14 protein-coding genes are annotated in these 14,216 nt (G+C 71.8%); 8 read left to right on the top strand and 6 right to left on the bottom strand.

What is annotated here, in order from left to right; translation table 11 throughout:
- Window positions 1-12 precede the first annotated feature (12 nt).
- On the top strand, window positions 13-1,353 hold the full coding sequence (locus OHA64_RS25015; RefSeq protein ID WP_405616696.1) for a sugar ABC transporter permease: 1,341 nt from the start codon (window positions 13-15) through the stop codon (window positions 1,351-1,353).
- Between the two features lie 131 nt (window positions 1,354-1,484).
- Here OHA64_RS25015 and OHA64_RS25010 read toward each other — a convergent pair whose 3' ends face one another.
- From OHA64_RS25010 to OHA64_RS25000, 3 genes are read right to left on the bottom strand one after another with little or no spacing between them, the layout of a single operon-like run.
- Window positions 1,485-4,043, bottom strand: a complete 2,559-nt coding sequence (locus OHA64_RS25010; protein WP_405616694.1) for an FtsX-like permease family protein — start codon at window positions 4,041-4,043, stop codon at window positions 1,485-1,487.
- Window positions 4,044-4,048: 5 nt separating this feature from the next.
- On the bottom strand, window positions 4,049-4,765 hold the full coding sequence (locus OHA64_RS25005; RefSeq protein ID WP_405616692.1) for an ABC transporter ATP-binding protein: 717 nt from the start codon (window positions 4,763-4,765) through the stop codon (window positions 4,049-4,051).
- Window positions 4,762-4,968 carry a hypothetical protein gene (locus OHA64_RS25000; RefSeq protein ID WP_405616690.1) on the bottom strand — a complete coding sequence of 69 codons (207 nt, stop codon included), beginning with the start codon at window positions 4,966-4,968 and terminating at the stop codon, window positions 4,762-4,764. The genes OHA64_RS25005 and OHA64_RS25000 overlap by 4 nt, the downstream gene beginning before the upstream one ends.
- Before the next feature lie 244 nt (window positions 4,969-5,212).
- Between OHA64_RS25000 and OHA64_RS24995 the strand changes: the two genes are divergently transcribed.
- Together OHA64_RS24995 and OHA64_RS24990 are read left to right on the top strand one after the other, a co-directional pair.
- Window positions 5,213-6,496 (top strand): sensor histidine kinase, encoded by a 1,284-nt coding sequence (locus OHA64_RS24995; RefSeq protein WP_405616688.1) that lies wholly within the window; start codon window positions 5,213-5,215, stop codon window positions 6,494-6,496.
- A 10-nt stretch (window positions 6,497-6,506) separates the two neighbouring features.
- Window positions 6,507-7,166 carry a response regulator transcription factor gene (locus tag OHA64_RS24990; protein WP_405624091.1) on the top strand — a complete coding sequence of 220 codons (660 nt, stop codon included), beginning with the start codon at window positions 6,507-6,509 and terminating at the stop codon, window positions 7,164-7,166.
- A gap of 47 nt (window positions 7,167-7,213) precedes the next feature.
- Here the strand turns inward: OHA64_RS24990 and OHA64_RS24985 are convergent, their stop codons facing one another.
- Together OHA64_RS24985 and OHA64_RS24980 are read right to left on the bottom strand one after the other, a co-directional pair.
- The gene (locus tag OHA64_RS24985) at window positions 7,214-7,753 is read right to left on the bottom strand and encodes a hypothetical protein (RefSeq protein WP_405616686.1); all 540 of its coding nucleotides are present in this window, start codon (window positions 7,751-7,753) and stop codon (window positions 7,214-7,216) included.
- A 129-nt stretch (window positions 7,754-7,882) separates the two neighbouring features.
- Complete coding sequence (locus tag OHA64_RS24980) at window positions 7,883-8,599, bottom strand: DUF4232 domain-containing protein (RefSeq protein WP_405616684.1); 717 nt, start codon at window positions 8,597-8,599, stop codon at window positions 7,883-7,885.
- 214 nt (window positions 8,600-8,813) lie between these two features.
- Here OHA64_RS24980 and OHA64_RS24975 point away from each other — a divergent pair, with 214 nt between their 5' ends.
- The 4 genes from OHA64_RS24975 to OHA64_RS24960 all read left to right on the top strand — a co-directional run bounded on the left by OHA64_RS24975 (window position 8,814) and on the right by OHA64_RS24960 (window position 12,356).
- Window positions 8,814-10,169 carry a helix-turn-helix domain-containing protein gene (locus tag OHA64_RS24975; RefSeq protein ID WP_405616682.1) on the top strand — a complete coding sequence of 452 codons (1,356 nt, stop codon included), beginning with the start codon at window positions 8,814-8,816 and terminating at the stop codon, window positions 10,167-10,169.
- 243 nt (window positions 10,170-10,412) lie between these two features.
- Window positions 10,413-11,099 carry a glycoside hydrolase family 11 protein gene (locus tag OHA64_RS24970; protein ID WP_405616680.1) on the top strand — a complete coding sequence of 229 codons (687 nt, stop codon included), beginning with the start codon at window positions 10,413-10,415 and terminating at the stop codon, window positions 11,097-11,099.
- A 2-nt stretch (window positions 11,100-11,101) separates the two neighbouring features.
- Window positions 11,102-11,788 carry a polysaccharide deacetylase family protein gene (locus tag OHA64_RS24965; protein ID WP_405616678.1) on the top strand — a complete coding sequence of 229 codons (687 nt, stop codon included), beginning with the start codon at window positions 11,102-11,104 and terminating at the stop codon, window positions 11,786-11,788.
- 94 nt (window positions 11,789-11,882) lie between these two features.
- Complete coding sequence (locus tag OHA64_RS24960) at window positions 11,883-12,356, top strand: DUF5990 family protein (RefSeq protein WP_405616676.1); 474 nt, start codon at window positions 11,883-11,885, stop codon at window positions 12,354-12,356.
- A 38-nt stretch (window positions 12,357-12,394) separates the two neighbouring features.
- Here OHA64_RS24960 and OHA64_RS24955 read toward each other — a convergent pair whose 3' ends face one another.
- Window positions 12,395-13,606 carry an MFS transporter gene (locus OHA64_RS24955; protein ID WP_405616674.1) on the bottom strand — a complete coding sequence of 404 codons (1,212 nt, stop codon included), beginning with the start codon at window positions 13,604-13,606 and terminating at the stop codon, window positions 12,395-12,397.
- A gap of 154 nt (window positions 13,607-13,760) precedes the next feature.
- On the opposite strand from OHA64_RS24955, the gene OHA64_RS24950 reads away from it, so the two are divergent.
- Window positions 13,761-14,141, top strand: a complete 381-nt coding sequence (locus OHA64_RS24950) for an ArsR/SmtB family transcription factor (RefSeq protein ID WP_405616672.1) — start codon at window positions 13,761-13,763, stop codon at window positions 14,139-14,141.
- Window positions 14,142-14,216 lie beyond the last annotated feature (75 nt).

The raw sequence follows: 14,216 nt of genomic DNA, 5'->3' as shown, positions 1-14,216 counted from the left end.
TGGACGGGGAGGGTGAGCGGGAGGTGGAGGGGGGCCCGGGCGCGCTCCACCGACGCCGCGCCCACCGACTCCACACCGGCCGCCGGCTCCACACCGGACGCCGACACCCCGCCCGCCGCCGATACGGCACCCGCCGACCGGCGCCGCGACGAACACCGGCGGTACACCGACCATCTCAGGGCGACCGCGAGCGCCGTACGCCGCAGAGTGCACGACGGCGAACTCGGCCCGGCCCCGCCCCTGCTCGCTCTCGCCGTGACCTGGATCGTCTTCCAGAGCCTCAACGACAACTTCCTCTCACCACGCAACCTGTCCGTCCTCAGCGTGGACATCGTCGGAACCGGCATGGTCGCCATCGGTGTCGTCTTCGTGCTGCTGATCGGCGAACTCGACCTGTCGGTGGGCTCGCTCGCCGGACTGTCGGGTGCCATGTTCGCGGCGCTGAACGTGAACCTCGGCATGGCGGAATGGCTCGCCGTGATCATCGCGGTGATGGGCGGTGCGGTGGCCGGGGGATTCCAGGGGTTCGTCTTCACCAAGATCCGCGTACCCGCGTTCGTCGTCACCCTCGCGGGCCTGCTGGCCTGGAACGGCCTGATGCTCTACCTGCTGGGGCCGGAGAGCTCCATCGGTTTCAGCGAGGACGGGCTGGTCTCCATGCTGACCAGCCGCTACTTCGACGCCGTCGTCTTCACCTACGGCCTGGCGGCTCTCGGCACGGGGGCGTACTTCCTCGTCTCCTACGGCGACCGCAGGCGGCGCGGCGCCGCCGGGATGCCGTGCCGGCCGGTGGGCGAGATCTTGGCGCGGACGGCTCTCCTCGCGGTGGTCGCGTTCGCCGCCGTCTACGTGCTGGGCCGGTTCGAGGGCCTGCCGCTCGCGCTCCTGATCTTCATCGGCGCCATCGTCGCCTCCGACCTCTTTCTGCGCCGCACGCCCTACGGCCGCCAGGTCCTCGCGCTGGGCGGCGGCGTGGAGGCGGCCCGGCGGTCCGGCGTCCATGTGGCGCACGTGCGGATCTGGGTGTTCCTGGTGTCGGGAACCCTGGCCGCGGTCGGCGGCCTGTTCGTCGCGTCGCGACTCTCCTCGGCGACCACGGTCCCCGGCTCCGGCTCGCTGCTGATCAACGCCATCGCCGCCGCCGTCATCGGTGGTACCAGCCTGTTCGGCGGACGGGGCTCGACCTGGTCCGCGCTGCTGGGGGTACTCATCATCCAGTCGATCGCCTCGGGCATGGCGCTGCTGGGCGTCGAGCCCGCGGTCCAGTTCATGATCACCGGTGGGGTGCTGCTCACCGCGGTGGTCTTCGACTCGTTGGCGCGACGCGCGGCGGCCTCGCGCGGGCGGGCCTGACGGATGGCGGACCCACCACCCGGTGGCGGTGCGGTGGCGTTCCTGGTCGGCGCCGGCCGTGTGCGCGGCGCCGTGGTCCCGGTCGACGGAGCTCCCCCTCGGGAGGGCTCGGCCCGTTGCCCGTAGCCGGCTCACTGGGCGCGGATGGCGTCGGCGGGCGGGGTGCGCAGGGCCTGGCGGGTGGGGAGTTCGATGGTGAGGAAGGCCGTGACGGTGACCGTGACGGCGAGCGCGGGCAGGAGCCAGGCCGGGCCGGCGGGCCAGGGACGGCCTAGGAAGCCCTGGCCCAGAAGGGCGAGGGGGAGGGCGGACAGGAGCAGGGCCGCGACGAGGGCGGTGGCGGCGGTGACCGCGGCCTCGCGGCGCATCATGGCGCGGATCTGGCGTGGTGTGGTGCCGTTGAGGCGGAGGGCGCCCATCTCGACACCACGCTGCGCGGTGGCGGCGACGAGCTTGTTGGCGATGCTGAGCAGGAGGTAGACGAGCAGGACCACGATGGTGGCCAGGTTGATCCACACCTCGGGCGGAGCGCCCTCCAGGCCGCCGACGGAGTCGGGGTTCGTGTCCTCGAGGGTGAGGCCGGGGCGGGACGCGGCCAGGGCGGCGAGGTGCTGCCGGGCGGTGTCCGTGCCGTCGGTGCGGACGAGGACGGACTGGTCGAGGCCGGTCGTGGTGTGTCCGGCCGCCAGGTCGTGGGAGAGGGCGACCGTGCCGAAGCCGAGGCCGCGGGCGTACACGGCGACGACCTTGGCGTCGACCCGTGCGCCGTCACCCAGGACCAGATTCACCCTGCTGCCCGGTTCGGCTCCGCGTGAGCGGGCGACGTCGCTGCTGACGGCGACGGTGGCGCCGGTGAGGCCGCTGAGGCTGCCGTCCCGTACGTCGAGGTCCAGGACGTCCGCCGCGTCCGGGGTGAGGATCATCGCGGAGCCGGACTCGGTCGTCGGCTCGCCGAACTGGTCGTACGTCCACACGACGGAGGTGTCGCCGACGGGGGCCGCCGCCCGTACGCCGGGGGTCTTCCGTACGGCGGCCAGGGTGCCGTCGGGCAGGCCGCCCAGTCCCGGCGCGCTGAGGCGCTGCTGGGCGAGGGTGCCGGCGCGGGTGTCGTTCGCGGTGGCGGCCATCACGGTGGTCTGGGCGAAGGTGTAGGTCAGGACGAACATGACCGCCATGGCCAGCGCGCTGACGATCCCGGCGTTGCGCAGCGCGTAGGCGCGGACGTTGGACATCGCCAGCCAGGTCGGGGCGGAGGCGTGGGAGCGGGTACGACGGGACGCGGTGGCTCCGACGCCCCGGACGAGGGCCGGGCCGGCCAGGGCCAGGCCGATCGCACCGACGATGCCCGCCATGGAGGTGCCGGTGGCGCCGATGACCGTGCGGGAGAAGAGCGGCAGGGCCGACATGGTGAGCGCGGCGAGGATGACCAGCAGTCCGGCGCGGGTACGGGCCTTCGACGGGTCGCGGGGTTCGCTGCGGGATTCCGCGACCGCCTCGGTGGCCGGCCTGCGGGAGGTGCGCCAGGCCGCGCCCCGGGCCGACAGCTGCACGGCCAGGGCGGTCAGGAAGATCGTCGCGAGGGCGGGCAACGGGCTGTAGGTGAGGGGCAGTTCGGACGGTACGACACCCCGGTCCGCCAGCAGGTCACGGAACTGCCCGGCCAGCGGATAGCCCAGCGCCACCCCGGGCACCAGCGCCACGGCCGCGATGACCGTGGCCTGCGCGGCGGCAAGTCGGCGGATCTGCCGCGGAGTTGCCCCGACGGCCCGCATCAGCGCCAGATCGCGGCGCTGCCCGCCCACCGACACGGCCAACGCGCTCGCCATCACGAACCCGGTGATCAGCAGGACGATGCCGGCGAGGGAGGAGGCGAGGAGGATCAGCAGCGAGCGGGACGCGCCCGCGCCGGGTGCGACCAGGTCACCGCGGCCCGCGCCGGTCACCGCCACCAGCCCGGCGCCCTTCAGCTTCGTGAGCTTCGTCCGTACCTCCGCGGCGACCCGTTCCTCCGCGCCCGGCGCGGTGCGCAGGCCGATCAGGTCGACGGTTCCGGCACGCGGCCCGGGGTCGCCGCTCGCGCGACCGGACAGTCGTACGGCCGTCGTGTCGGCGAAGAGGATCCCGGCGTCCGGGGCGTCGACCACCGCCGAGACGCGGTAGCCGGCGGCGGGACGGGCGGCCGCGACGACCTCGACCCGGTCGCCGACCCGGACCCCCGCCGCGGCGGCGGTCGCGCGGTCCACGGCGACCTCGCCGGAACCGGTGGGCTCGCCGCCGTCGACCTTCGGGGCCTTCAGCAGGCCGGTCGAGGACCAGCCGTGCCCGGCGGACGCGGGGTCCTCGGTCGGTACGACCCGGCCGCGGGCGTCGACGAGGGCGGCGGGGAAGCCGATGTCACCGACCGCGGCCTCGACCCCCGGCAGCCCGGACAGTTCGGTGACGAGGCGGGCAGGCACCGTACGGCGCTCCGGGAGCGCGATCGGCAGGTCGCCGCTCGGGTGGAACACCTGGTCGGCGGCGACCACGACGTCCGCGCCGGCCAGACGGCCGGCCGGCAGGTGGGAGCGCAGACCGGACTCGGCCAGCACCCCGGTGCCGGTGATCAGCGCGGCGCCGCCGAGGACCGCGCAGGCCACCGCGATCAGCGCGGTGATCCGGTGCCCGGCCATGCGTATCGCGAGAGGGAACACGGCTCTCACACCTCTCCCAACTCGACGAGACGGTGGGCGAGTTCGGGGGCGGTCGGCTTGTCGAGGGCCTCGACCACCCGGCCGTCGGCCATCACCAGCACCTGGTGGGCGCGGGCCGCGGCGGCCGGATCGTGGGTGACCATCACCACCGTCTGGTTCAGGTCGTCGACCAGGTCCCGCAGCAGGTCGAGGACCTCGTGGGCGCTGCGCAGATCCAGCGCGCCGGTCGGCTCGTCGGCGAACACGACGGCCGGCTTGGCCACCAACGCCCGTACGACCGCGGCGCGTTGCTGCTGGCCGCCGGAGAGCTCGGCCGGCCGGTGGGCCAGCCGGTCGGCGAGACCGACGCGCCGCACCAGCGTCCGCATCCAGTCCTGGTCGGGGGCGCGTCCCGCCAGCCGCAGCGGCAGCGTGATGTTGTCCTCGACGCTGAGCGACGGGATCAGGTTGTACGCCTGGAACACGAACCCGACGCGTTCCCGGCGCAGTTCGGTACGGCGGGTCTCGTTCAGGCCGCCGATCTCCCGGCCGTCGATGCGGATGCTCCCCGACGTCGGGGAGTCAAGGCCGGCGGCGCAGTGCATCAGCGTGCTCTTGCCGGAGCCGGAGGGCCCCATCACGGCGAGAAACGTGCCGCGGTCCACGGTCAACGACACGTTGTCGAGGGCGCGTACGCCTCCCGCGTACTCCTTGCTGACGTCCGTGAGGGCGATGGCGCTCATCGACGGCCCCGCAGGCTGCGCACGACGAGGGCCCCGCCGCAGAGCACGGTGACGGCACCGCAGGCCAGGTGCACCCAGGTGTTCGCACCGCCGAACGAGGCCGTCATGTTGGCGACCGCGCTGACCACGACCACGATCCACAGGAGCGTGCGGGCGATGTCTCCCCGGGTGAGGCGGTCGGACTCGACAGGTGTGTTCGTCATGGGGCAACTCCCGTGCTCTGCGGCGGTCTTGGCAATCCGAGTGCGGTCCGAGTTCGGTCCGAGTTCGGTCCGTGTGCGGTCCGTGTGCGGTCCGTGCTGTCGTCACCGACGCTATGGATCAGCACCCCTGACGGCCGATCCCGCAGCCGACCCGGTTCAGGTACAGCAGGCTGTACTTCCCGGCCTCGGAGCCACCCGCCAACCGGCCTGCGGCATAAGGTCGTTCGCGACCGAGGGAGGGTGCATGGCCACTCACGAGGACAGCGCCGTCACCGCTGCCGCCGACCGGGGCGCGGACGTCAAGGACATCGCCGTACGCACCCTGAGCGCCGCCGGCACGGCGATCGGACAGCTCGCGTCCGGGCTCAACACGGCCCTGCTCGCCGTGCTGGTGCTGCTCTGGACGGCCGTCGCCGCCGTGACGAGCCCGGTCGGGGTGGGGCTTCTCATGGCACCCGCCGTACTGCGCGCGCTGCACGCCGTCGCCGGCCGGGAACGCGTGCGGCTCGCCCGCTGGGGCCCGGAGGTCCACGCCCCGGAGCCCCCGCCGACCCGTCTGAGGCCCGCCCTGGTCGACCCCACCACCCGACGGGAACTGCGCTGGCTGGCCCGGCACGCGACGGTGGGGTTCCTCCTGGGGCTGCTCGGTGTCCTCCTGCCGCTCCTGGCCGTGCGGGACACCGCGTTTCCGCTGTACTGGAAGCTCGCGCCCAGGGAGACAACCGCCACGTCCCTGGGGATCGGCTCCGCACACTCCTGGCCCGACGCCCTCGCCGTGGCGCTGCTGGGGCTGAGCTGGACCCTCATCATTCTCGGGCTCGCGCCCGGCATGGCCCGTCTCCAGGCACGGCCCGGCAGGCAGCTCCTCGCGGCCGGTCCCGACGTCGATCTCTCCCTGCGCGTCGCGGAGTTGACGGCCACCCGCGCCGCCGCGCTCGACGCCCACGCCACCGAACTGCGCCGTATCGAGCGCTCGTTGCACGACGGCACGCAGAACCGCATCGTCAGCGTCACCGTCCTGCTGGGCGCGGCCCGACGCATGGTGGCCCGCGACCCGGCCGGCGCCGACGAACTCCTCGAACGGGCCCAGTCCGCCGCGGAACAGGCCCTCGCGGAACTGCGCACGGTCTCCCGGAGCATCCTGCCCCCCGTGCTCGCCGACCGCGGACTGGCGGGCGCGCTCTCCGGGCTGGCCGTCAACTGCGCCGTGCCGTGCCGGGTCGACGTGGACGTACCCGCGCGATGTGCCGCCTCGGTCGAGGCGACCGCCTACTTCGTGGTGGCCGAGGCCCTGACCAACATCGCCAAGCACAGCGGCGCCACCCACGCCACCGTCACCGCCCGCAGCAACGGCGGCCGACTGCGCCTGCGCGTCGAGGACGACGGCCGGGGCGGCGCCGACGCGGACGGCGGCTCCGGGCTCACCGGCATCCGCCGCCGGATCGCGGCGCTCGACGGTAGCCTCACCCTGGCCAGCCCGCCGGGCGGCCCGACAACCCTTGAAGTGGACCTTCCCTGTGGATCGTGACGATCGTGCCCTGCGCATCGTGATAGCCGAGGACGACGCGTTGCTGCGCGAGGGACTCGCCCTGCTGCTGCGGGCCGAGGGCCTCGACGTGGTGGCAACCGCCGGCACCCCGGACGGCGTCCTGGACGCCATCGACGTACATAAACCGGACGTCGCCATCCTCGACGTACGGATGCCGCCGACGCACACCGACGAGGGGATCGTCGCGGCGGTCGAGGCCCGGCGCCGACGGCCCGACCTGGCGGTCCTCGTGCTGTCCGCGTACGTCGAGCAGAGCTTCGCCACCGAGCTGCTCGGCGGCGGTGTCACCGGCCTCGGCTATCTGCTCAAGGAGCGCGTCGGGCGGGTGGAGGAGTTCCTGGACGCCCTGCGCCGGGTGGCGGACGGCGGCACCGCCATCGACCCCGAGGTCGTCGCGCAGCTGTTCACCCGCTCCCGCCAGGACCATCGGCTGGAACGGCTCAGCCCGCGTGAGCGAGACGTACTGGGCCTGATGGCCGAGGGGTTGGGCAACTCGGCCATCGCCGAACGGCTCGTCGTCACCGACGGGGCGGTCCACAAGCACATCCGCAGCATCTTCGCCAAGCTCGACCTGTCCCCCACCGACCAGGTGGACCGCCGGGTGGCCGCGGTGCTGCGGTATCTGGAGGATGTTCGCCGCCTGGGGTGAGTACGGCGGTGGCGCATCGTGGGGGAAAGCCGTCCCGGGCTGGGAACTCACGCGACCTGTTCGTTCTGGTTCCGCAGGGCCGAGCGCATGTCGCGGTGGAGGCCCATGGCGCGACGGCGCATCCAGAGGATCCCGTAACAGAACCCGGCCACGCCGACCGCGAAGGCCAGCGGGAAGACCAGGGAACCGGTGAAGGCCCCGAGGACGACCATGCCGATCGCCACCAGGCCCATGAAGCCGAGCCAGTACGGCAGCCACCGGCCTCCCCGCTCCATCTGACCCAGTTGCTCGGCGACCAGCCGTCGCATGGTCGCCCGCTCCTCGGCGTCCCTCGGCACCTCGCGGTGCCGGATCTTGCGGTTGAGTTCGGCGATTCCGGCCGCGTCGGTGCCGACCGCGCGGCTGGCCCTACGGCGCCGCACGGCGAGGAACGCGATGATGACGCCGGTGTAGATCACTGCGTGGATCACCCACAGGACCGGATGGTCATCCCGGCGGAGCAGGGCGTTGACCCCCACGCCCAGCAGGAAGGCCAGGGCGGCTTGCGCGGTCAGACTGCGGTCGAGCCAGCGCTTGAAGGCGCGCACGGTACGTACCTCCTCGGAATCGACGGATTACCCGCTGTCACTTCGCGGGTACCCCGCCGAGTCCGGACTACGAGGGGCAGAGTTCTTCCGAGCCCGGCTCCTCCGCGGCCCGACCGATCTGATCGTGCGTCACCAGGTCAGCGCGTCGGCCATGGTCGACTGCCAGTAGGAGACGCCGATCGAGTCGTCGACGTACACGCCCTTCGCGGGGAGGGAGGGGTTGGCGGAGCCCGCGTTGTCGTTGAAGTAGACCTCGAGGGTCTTCGCCGTGTAGCCGTTGGAGCCGCTGCCGTCCGCCGCCGCGAGAAGGACGCTCGCGTACCCCGACTCACCGGGAGCCAGCGTGACCACGGCCTGCGGCTTGGAGTCCTCGAACGCCGGTGGGACGGACTGGGCCTCGCCGAACCGGACGGCCGGGTAGCCGACGAGGTCACAGTTCTTCGAGCCGGTGTTGGTGACGGTGAGGAGCAGGTGGTTCAGCGGGCGGGAGACCGGCGTGGCGGTCGTCCTGGTGGAGGTGCCGGTGCAGGGGGAGGAGAGGGACTTCGAGCCGCTCGAGCCGCTTGAGGCTGCGGAGCCCGAGGAGCCCTTCGAACCCGAGGAGCCCTTCGAACCCGTCGTCCCGGTCGAGCCGGCGAGGGCGGCCTGTCCCGCCCCCGTGGACGTTCCCCCGCTCTTCTGGGGCGGGGTCGTGGCGGATGCCGCGGGCGACGAGGTGGACGTGGACACCGTCGAAGCGCCCTCGTCGCGGGCGCCCTGCCCGTCGCTGCACGCCGTCAGCGTCAGAGTGACGGCCGTGAGTGCGGCGGCGGCGAGCATGCGGTTGCGATGGGTACGTGCGGACATGTGATCCCCCTGGTGCGGTACGGGTGTTGGTGCGGGCCGCCCGGCGGTGTGCCGGGAGCGGCGTGCTTGGATGACCAGAGCTTGTGCGGTGATCCGTCCCAGCCGCCACAACTGACGGGACATCCGGAACGCTGGAACGCCTGCAACAGCTCTGACCTGGGGGAATGACCACCTCCTGGAACGAGGGTCCGGGACGCGGGGAGAGGGAGGAACCATGGCCGGGGACGAGTTCTCGGAGCTGTTGGGCCGGTTGAAGGAACGGTCCGGGCTCAGTTACGGGGTGCTCGGGAAGCGGCTGCACACGAGTGCGTCCACGCTTCACCGGTACGTCAACGGGGACGCCGTACCGACGGACTACGCGCCCGTGGAGAGGTTCGCGCGCGTGTGCAAGGCGACGCCCGAGGAACTGGTGGAGCTGCATCGGCGGTGGATTCTCGCGGATGCCCGGCGGGGGCAGAAGGCGGGCGGGGCCCCCGCGGAAGCGGCGGCTGAAGGCGTCCCCGAGGTCGAGCGCGGGGGCGACGAACACGGGGCCGCCGCACGCGATACCGACGCACGCGGTACCACCGAGCGCGACAACGACGGACGCGACATCGACGAGGCCCACGACGACCGGGCTCTCCCGGCGGTGACGACCGTGGCCCGGCGCCGACGTGCCGTCGTCTTGGCGAGTGCCGCCGTGGTCGCCGCCGTCGTCTCGGCCGCGCTCGTGGTGAACCTCGTGCCCGGCAAGGGCGATGACGACCGGAGCGGGAGACAGTCCGTGGGGGCCGCCGCCGAACCCACCGACGCGCAGGGCCACTCGGCCTCGCCGTCCGCCTCACGCAGCGCCGGTCCGACGGATTCTGCCTCCGCCTCCACCTCCAGCTCCGCCTCCGTCTCCGCGTCCGCCTCTGTCTCCGCTTCCGGGAGCGGCGGGGCCAGGGCGGCGCAGGGCGGCGGAACCGAGGACGGGGCCACCGCGCCCGCGGTCGCCGTCAATCCGTACAAGTGGGACAGCCCGTGCAGCCAGCACTACCTGATCGACCAAAATGCCGAGCAGGTGCCCCCGCCGCCGAGCGAGCCGGACGCGCGCGGGTGGGTCACCGCGCTCGGCGGGGTCGCCGCCGGACAGCAGATGCTGGCGCTGACCGTGCAGGGCACGGGGAAGGCGACCGTCGTCCTGGAGGCCCTGCATGTGCGGGTGGTGGAGAAGAGCGCCCCGCCGGCCTGGAACGACTTCGCGATGGGAGTCGGCTGCGGTGGCGGCGTGGAGACCACGTCCTTCGGCGTGAACCTCGATGCCGGACGGCCCGCCACCTCCCCCAAGGCCGGGCAGCGCGACTTCCCGTACAGCGTGAGCGAGTCCGACCCCGAGGTCTTCTACGTCTTCGCGGACGCGCGGGCGCACAACGTCAGCTGGTACCTGGAACTCGACTGGTCCAGCGGCGACAAACAGGGCACCGTACGCGTCGACGACCACGGCAAGCCCTTCCGGACCAGCGGGAACGTGGGGCGGCCCGCGTACACCTATCCGCTCGGTGACTCCGAGTGGGGGCGGGACCAGGTCGACCCCGATATTCCCGGCTGAGGCTTCGAAACATTCGAGATAGTGCGCCAAGATTTTTGATCAAGCGTTCTCGGGAATTTCTTTTCAGGACCAAGCAAATTGGCCCAGCAGGGCCGGGAACTGGGAATTCTTTCCGCCAGGAAGATCAAAAGCATTTCGAATGTTTCGTAACAGAAACCGAAACCATTGACAGTTGACGTGACCCGGCCAACACTGCGTCGACAAGGCCCCACCGGCCTCAGGAGGACGAGAAGGGACACGCACATGAACCACGCACCCGCACCCCGGCTCAGGCTGCTCTTCAGTGGTTTCTGCACACTGTTACTGGTCGCCGTGGCCGCGCTGGCTCTGCCCGGTACCGCGCAGGCCGACACGGTCATCACCAGGAACCAGACCGGTACCAACAACGGCTACTACTACTCGTTCTGGACCGACGCGCCGGGCACGGTCTCCATGAACCTGGCCTCCGGCGGCAGTTACAGCACCTCTTGGCGCAACACCGGGAACTTCGTCGCCGGCAAGGGCTGGAGCACCGGCGCCCGCCGCACGGTGACGTACTCGGGCACGTTCAACCCCTCCGGCAACGCCTACTTGACGCTCTACGGCTGGACGGCCAACCCGCTCGTCGAGTACTACATCGTCGACAACTGGGGCACCTACCGGCCCACGGGCACGTACAAGGGCACCGTCACCAGCGACGGCGGCACGTACGACATCTACAAGACGACGCGGTACAACGCCCCGTCCGTCGAGGGCACGCGCACCTTCGACCAGTACTGGAGCGTGCGGCAGTCGAAGCGGACGGGCGGCACCATCACGGCCGGCAACCACTTCGACGCGTGGGCCCGGGCCGGGATGCCCATGGGCAACTTCAAGTACTACATGATCATGGCGACCGAGGGCTACCAGAGCAGCGGCAGCTCCAACATCACCGTGCACACGGGGCCGTGAGGATGCGGCCCGACTCGCGCTCCCCGCTCCGCGCCCTGGTCACGGCTCTGACCGTCCTCGCGACGGCCGCAACCGCCACCCTCGCGGCCGGCGCCGCGCCGGCACAGGCCGCTGCCTGCAACGGATACGTCGGACTCACCTTCGACGACGGCCCGTCCGGCTCCACCACAAGGCTGCTCGACGCCCTCAGGCAGAACGGTCTGCGGGCCACCATGTTCAACCAGGGCCAGTACGCGGCCGTCAACCCGTCCCTGGTCCGGGCCCAGGTGGCGGCCGGTATGTGGGTCGCCAACCACAGCTACACCCACCCGCATCTGGCCCAGCTGAGCCAGGCACAGATCGACTCCGAGATCTCCCGCACCCAGCAGGCCATCGCGAACGCGGGAGGCGGCACGCCGAAACTGTTCCGCCCTCCGTACGGCGAGACCAACGCGACAGTGAAGTCCGTCGCGGCCCGGTACGGTCTGACCGAGATCATCTGGAACGTCGACTCGCAGGACTGGAACGGCGCGAGCACCGACGCCATCGTGCAGGCCGCCGCCCGGCTCACCAACGGCCAGGTCATCCTCATGCACGACTGGTCCGCCAACACGCTCGCCGCGATTCCGCGCATCGCGCAGGGCCTGGCCGGCCGCGGCCTGTGCGCCGGCCAGATCTCTCCGCAGACCGGCCGCGCCGTGGCACCCTGACGGCTGCCGCGCACCTCTGAGAACCGGGCCTCCCCGCTCGTGGCGCCAGGTCCGTGGCGCCACGGGCGGGGAGGCCGGCGGGATGATGGCGGGTATGCGCATCCGTATCGACGCAGTCGACCTGCCCGGCCGCACCTGCCGGCCCCCCGCCGCCGCCGACACCGACGCCCCGGCGTACGGCAACGTCCACGTCGCCGTGCAACGCCGGGACCGTCCGGCCGAGTTGCTCGAACCGCAGCCCGGCGACGCGGCGTCCGCGACCTGGACCCTGCAATGCACCGCGGACTCCTCGCCGACGGGCACGGACGTCAAGGGCCCCTATGTGCAGGACCGGCTGGGCCGCCGGTTCGTCTACCTCTCGTGGGGCACCGTCGACGACGCCGGCGTCTTCACCATGTTCCGCCGCGCCAAGCTCATGCTCGACGTCATCCCCGCCGACGTACTCGCCGCCGCCGCCCGTGACGGCCTGCTGGTCGGACGCCTCGGCCTGACCGACCCCTTGGGCAACCCCCTGTGCGCACGGGTCGAACCCCCGCAGATCACCTGGACCGCCGAACCCGCCCGCTAGCGACGCGCAGGGCCACCTCTGGCACGGGTGCCGTCCGGTCACGCAGGTGTCGGCACCCGTCGGCGGCTGGTGACCACCACGAGGCCACCGACGACGGCGAGGGCCGTCAGGACGGTGCCGAAGAGAGTCGCTCCGTCGGTCAGCCCCACGGCGTCGCTGAGGTAGCCCGCCGATACCGGCAGGAGGCCGGCCGGGACATATCCGCCGATGTTGAGTGCCGCGTTGGCCTCGGCCAGCCGATGCGGTGGCACGGTGGAGTTGAGCAGGGAGAGGCCCCCGAGCTGCCCCATGCCCTGACCGGCGCCGGCCAGCAAGGCGGAAGCGATGAGGACCCCGACCGACGACGTGTGCACGGCGATGACGAGCGTCATCATGCTGAGGGTGGTGCTGACCGCACCGGCGGTCAGGATCGCGGGCCTGCGCAGCTTCTGGACAGCGAACTGCACACCGGTGGCGGCCAGGAACATGACGAACGCCATGGCTCCAGCGATGATCGGGCTGGTGGTGCCGAGCAGGCCGGCCAGCAGCGAGGGGCCGAGCGAGAGCACGAAGGACGTCGCGGTGATGCCGGGCGCGAACACCGCGATGCCCAGGGTGAGTTGCAGACCGTTGCCGCGCGGGACGCCGGGCACGCGCACCCATGCGCCCTTTGCGGGTGCCGAGGGACGCCCTACGGGCATGCGGAGCACGGCGAGGATTGCGGTGACCAGCATCGCCATCTCCACGACGAAGACGGTGACGGTCGGCGCGGGAAGTGTCTCGGAGAGGATGCCCGCGAGGAGCGGCCCCAGGCCGGCCCCGAAGACCATGGCGCAGGAGGCAAGCAGGGCAGCGAGCCGTTTGCGGTCCGGGCCCGCCACGTCGGTCACGGCGGCCATGCCCGCGGAGACGACGGCTCCGACGGCGATGCCGGTGAACAGCCGGGCCACGATCAGCGCGGGCACTGTGGACGCCGTAGCGAAGATCAGACAGGCCGCGACGGCGAGGGTGAGGGCGGGCAGCAGCACGGGCTTACGCCCAAGCCGGTCGGACACGACGCCGCAGACGAGCAGGGAGCCGAGCAGTCCGACGATGTAGAAGGCGAAGATCACAGTCAGGGTGCCCTTGGAGAACCCGATGTCGCGCTGCCACAGCACGTACAGCGGGGTCGCCGCGTTGGACAGGACGAAGACCGCGGTCACCGGCCATGCCGCCAGCCACACCCACCAGGTGGGAGCCGCCGAGTCGCTCGCCCCCGAGCTCTCGCCCATGCCTGGGCGCTGCTGCCCTCCTGCCGCCCTCACAGGCACCGTTCGACTCTCCGACACAACCGATCCCTCCAGCAAGCACAGTACGAGTTAAGTCGAACATAGCAGGCAGTACGATTGAACTCGTACAAGTGATGCGGGTGATGAGGAGTTGTCCATGCCTTCGACGGTGAGTCCGGTGACGGCGATCAAGGTGCTGCCGAAGCCTGCGGGGCTACCCGAGCCGCTGCCTGAGCCGGCAGTCGAGGACCTGCGGCTGGAGACGGTGCTGGGTGCGCTGAGCGACCCACTGCGCCTGCGGATCGTGCGAAAACTCCTCCTGGAGTCGGAGGAGTTCGACCACCCCTGCGGCTGGTTCGGCCTGGACCGCCCCAAGTCCTCCCTCACCCACCACTTCAAGGCCCTGCGCGAGGCGGGTGTCACCCGGCAGCGGCAATACGGCCTGGAGCGCCGCAGCCACGTACGCATCGCCGACCTCAACGCCCGCTTCCCCGGTCTCCTGGATCTGGTGGCGGCATGGACGCCCAGCGCGCACTGACCCAACGCGATGCCTGCCTCCGGCGCGGACGAGAAGAAGACCTCTGATGCCGAACCGGCGACATGACGGACGCCC

The sequence above is a fragment of the Streptomyces sp. NBC_00076 genome, assembly GCF_045041235.1.
Lineage (GTDB): Bacteria > Actinomycetota > Actinomycetes > Streptomycetales > Streptomycetaceae > Streptomyces.
The sequence above is the reverse complement of the archived record's forward strand: the minus strand, read 5'-3'. Positions and strand labels throughout refer to the sequence as shown.

Bases quoted from the DNA above. Each gene is read 5' to 3' on its own strand.
- OHA64_RS25005 (WP_405616692.1), bottom strand. From the start codon at position 4,765: ATGAGCGCCATCGCCCTCACGGACGTCAGCAAGGAGTACGCGGGAGGC.
- OHA64_RS25000 (WP_405616690.1), bottom strand. From the start codon at position 4,968: ATGACGAACACACCTGTCGAGTCCGACCGCCTCACCCGGGGAGACATC.
- OHA64_RS24995 (WP_405616688.1), top strand. From the start codon at position 5,213: ATGGCCACTCACGAGGACAGCGCCGTCACCGCTGCCGCCGACCGGGGC.
- OHA64_RS24980 (WP_405616684.1), bottom strand. From the start codon at position 8,599: ATGTCCGCACGTACCCATCGCAACCGCATGCTCGCCGCCGCCGCACTC.
- OHA64_RS24975 (WP_405616682.1), top strand. From the start codon at position 8,814: ATGGCCGGGGACGAGTTCTCGGAGCTGTTGGGCCGGTTGAAGGAACGG.
- OHA64_RS24970 (WP_405616680.1), top strand. From the start codon at position 10,413: ATGAACCACGCACCCGCACCCCGGCTCAGGCTGCTCTTCAGTGGTTTC.
- OHA64_RS24965 (WP_405616678.1), top strand. From the start codon at position 11,102: ATGCGGCCCGACTCGCGCTCCCCGCTCCGCGCCCTGGTCACGGCTCTG.
- OHA64_RS24960 (WP_405616676.1), top strand. From the start codon at position 11,883: ATGCGCATCCGTATCGACGCAGTCGACCTGCCCGGCCGCACCTGCCGG.
- OHA64_RS24955 (WP_405616674.1), bottom strand. From the start codon at position 13,606: ATGGGCGAGAGCTCGGGGGCGAGCGACTCGGCGGCTCCCACCTGGTGG.
- OHA64_RS24950 (WP_405616672.1), top strand. From the start codon at position 13,761: ATGCCTTCGACGGTGAGTCCGGTGACGGCGATCAAGGTGCTGCCGAAG.